A 3,415-nucleotide genomic window follows, 5' to 3' on the forward strand; every position below is an offset into this window, starting at 1 on the left:
AGTAGAATCAGAACCGGGGGAGGGAGGAACCACCTTTTGGAAAAGGTGGTTCCTCCCTCCCCCCGCCCCCCTCCCTCCTCCACCAAAACTTTTCAATTGGCGGTGTCCGTGCATCCGCCCACGGGAACCATCCCCGACCGGAACGTACTCAGTACCTCTGATCGCTGTGCCAGGCCCACGCGGTTTCGATGATCTCGCGGATATCCGTAACCTGCGGGGTCCAGCCCAGTTCCCTGCCAGCCAGCGTGCTGTCGGCCACCAGCCGGGCCGGGTCGCCTTCGCGGCGCGGCCCCACGGCATAGGGAACCTCGCGCCCGGTCACCCGCGCCGCCGCGTCGATGACCTGCCGCACGGTGAACCCCAGCCCGTTGCCGAGGTTGTAGTGCAGGGCGCCCTGCCCTGCCGTCAACCCGTCCTTCAGTGCCGTCGTGCCCACGGGGGCGGCCAGCAGCCTGTCCAGTGCGGCCAGGTGGGCGTTGCACAGGTCGTTGACGTGGATGTAGTCGCGCACGCAGGTGCCGTCCGGGGTGTCGTAGTCGCTGCCGAACACGGTGAGCGCGGGCCCCGTGCCCTGCACCGCGCGCAGGATGTTGGGGATGAGGTGCGTTTCCGGCGAATGCGATTCGCCGATGCCCCCCGCCCGGTCCGCCCCGGCGGCGTTGAAGTAGCGCAAGGCCACGGAACGCAGCCCGTAGGCAGTGGCGTGGTCGGCCAGCATGCGTTCCACCATCAGCTTGGACGCCCCGTAGGGGTTCACCGGGGCCAGCGGATGCGTCTCCGCGATGCGTTCCGTGACCGGGTTGCCGTACACCGCCGCCGTGGACGAGAACACCAGCCGCAGCACACCAGCCTCGCGCATGGCGTCCAGCAGGTTCAGGGTGCCGGTGACGTTGTTGGCATAGTACAGTGCGGGTTCGCGCACCGATTCGCCCACCAGGCTGCGGGCGGAAAAGTGCATCACCGCGTCAAAGCTGTGCTCGGCGAACACCCGGCGCAGGGCCTGGCGGTCCAGCAGGTCGCCGCGCACCAGGTCGCAGTCTGGGGCGGCGGCATCCACGGCATCGGCGTGACCGGTGGAAAGATTGTCGAAAATCACGGGCGTGCAGCCGCGCGCCACCAGCGCCCGCACCATGTGCGAGCCGATGTAGCCCGCACCGCCGCAGACCAGCACGTTGCAGATGGGTGTTTCGCCCATGGTTCCTCCCGGGGTGTCGCAAAACGTCATCGAATATTACGGATCGGGGCGTCCTTGCCCCATGCCGCCGTTTTCTCTATTCTTGTCCCGATGCCGATGCAACGGCCTTGGGCGCGCACCGTCGGCATCATGCCCTGCGGGCATGCCTTCCGGAACATCCGGCATGGCACCCCCGCACGCAACGCATGGCAGCATGCCGGGCAGGGAACGCATCGTCCCCGCAACATGCCGTCAGCCAAGGAGAACCTAACACATGCGGCAACGGATGCAACCATATGGCATCATCTTTCCGCCACACTGCACCGTGCCGGCGATACTGTCCGGCCTGCTCGCGCGAGCCTACCTGTTCCAGCGCGGCGGCCTGTCCCAGCGCGGCAGATTGCCCAGGCTCGGCGGACTGGTCTGCGCCTGCCTTGCCGCCCTGCTGTGCCTGACGCTGCCCGCCACCGCGGGCCCCCGCAACGACGACGACCTGAAGCAGCTGACGGCCAGCCTGCTGGAAACCAAGATCAAGCCCGACGCCATTCCCGCCCTGTACCGCCCGGAATACACCTCCACCATCAGCGCCGCCCTCAGCCTGGAAGACCCGGAACCGGTCTTCGTGGTGCGCCTGCCCGACGGCCCGCGCATCTACCCCCAGCGCATCATGGTCTGGCACGAGGTGGTCAACGAGGTGGTGGGCGACGCCACCTACTGCATCACCTACAGCCCGCTCACCGGGGTGCTGGCCGCGTACAAGGGCCAGGCGGGCCGGTTCATGACCACCTTCGGCGTGGATGGCCGCCTGCTGTACAACAACACCGTGCTGTTCGACAGGGCCACCGGCAGCCTGTGGTCGCAACTGCTGGGCATTGCCATCGACGGCCCCATGCGCGGCAAGGTGCTGCAACGCATACCCGCCTGGTGGACCACCTGGGGCGTGGCGCGCGCCGCCATGCCGGATGCGAAGGTGCTGGCCACCCCCACGGCCATCCGCCGCTCGTACGGCAAGGATCCCTACGGTTCCTACCTGCTGCCCGGCACCTACTACGACGACGACCGCATCATGCACCCCGTGCCCAAGCTGGACAGGCGCATGAAGTCCAAGACGCCCATCCTCGGCATGGACGTGCAGGGGCAGCAACTGGCCATCGACGTGGCTACCCTGCGCAAGAACGGCGTGGCCAACATCGACCAGGGCCCCACACCGCTGCTGGCCGTGGTGGACCGGCGGCTGGACGTGATCCGGGTGTACGACCGCACGGTGTGGAGCAAGCCCGCCACCTTCGCGCTGAAGAAGGGCAGCCCCAACCGGCTGGTGGACACCGAAAGCGGCAGCGAATGGTCCATCGACGGCAAGGCCGAGGCTGGCCCCATGAAGGGCGCCGTGCTGAACGAGCTGATCCCCGTCAACGCCATGTGGTTTGCCTGGTCCAGCTTTCACCCGGCAACGCTGGTGGTGCCGAGCAGTGACGCCTGGCCCGCGCCGCCCCAGTCCCAGCCCCAGCTGAACCTGCCGGGACTGGCCCCGTTCCAGTGATGGCCCGCCGCACGCTGCATTGCGCCGGGGTGGCCGTGCGCGCCGTGGTCTTCGACTTCGACGGCACCCTTGCCGCGCCCACGCTGGACTTCGGCCTCATGCGCCGTACCGTGGCGGAGGCCATGCGGGTGCACCTGGAGCCGCCGCAACGCCCGAATCCGCCGGACATGCCCCATCAAACGGGGCTGGCGGGCCAGGCGGGACAAGCGGGTCCAACAGAGCTGGCGGAACTGCCGGGGCCGACGAGACTTCCCGACAGGCGTGACCTGCCGGTGATGGAATGGATCGCCCACGTGGCGGGCCTGCTGGAAACGCATGGCCGCCGCGACGACGCAGCCGCCCTGCACGCCGATGCCCACGCCGCCATCCGCCGCGTGGAGGTGGAGGCCGCCGCGCGGGGCAGCCTGTTTCCGTTCACCCGCCCCATGCTGGCAGCGCTGTCCGCCATGGACGTTGCCGTTGCCATCGTGACCCGCAACTGCCCGGAGGCGGTGCGGGCCGTGTTTCCCGACGTGGACGCCCTGTGCCCCTGCCTGCTCACCCGCGACGACGTGCCCAGCGTAAAGCCAGACCCGGACCACCTGCTGCGCGCGCTGGGCATGCTGGGCCGCGCCCCCGCAGAGGCGCTGATGGTGGGCGACCACCCCATGGACATCGTGACCGGGCACCGCGCGGGCACCCTGACCGCCGGGGTGGCCAGC

3 protein-coding genes are annotated in these 3,415 nt (G+C 68.9%); 2 read left to right on the plus strand and 1 reads right to left on the minus strand.

Annotation, left to right across the window (positions count from 1 at the left end; all coding sequences use genetic code 11):
• Positions 1-148: 148 nt before the first annotated feature.
• Complete coding sequence (galE, locus tag FVW20_RS10290) at positions 149-1,195, minus strand: UDP-glucose 4-epimerase GalE (protein WP_196609395.1); 1,047 nt, start codon at positions 1,193-1,195, stop codon at positions 149-151.
• A gap of 304 nt (positions 1,196-1,499) precedes the next feature.
• On the opposite strand from galE, the gene FVW20_RS10295 reads away from it, so the two are divergent.
• Both FVW20_RS10295 and FVW20_RS10300 read left to right on the plus strand, forming a co-directional pair.
• Positions 1,500-2,714 carry a DUF3179 domain-containing protein gene (locus FVW20_RS10295; protein WP_307831483.1) on the plus strand — a complete coding sequence of 405 codons (1,215 nt, stop codon included), beginning with the start codon at positions 1,500-1,502 and terminating at the stop codon, positions 2,712-2,714.
• Positions 2,714-3,415: HAD family hydrolase (locus FVW20_RS10300; protein WP_196609399.1), on the plus strand; the 702-nt coding region annotated here is incomplete at its 3' end. The genes FVW20_RS10295 and FVW20_RS10300, both read left to right, overlap by 1 nt.

It is taken from the genome of Nitratidesulfovibrio oxamicus, from assembly GCF_015731765.1.
GTDB classification, from domain to species: domain Bacteria; phylum Desulfobacterota; class Desulfovibrionia; order Desulfovibrionales; family Desulfovibrionaceae; genus Cupidesulfovibrio; species Cupidesulfovibrio oxamicus.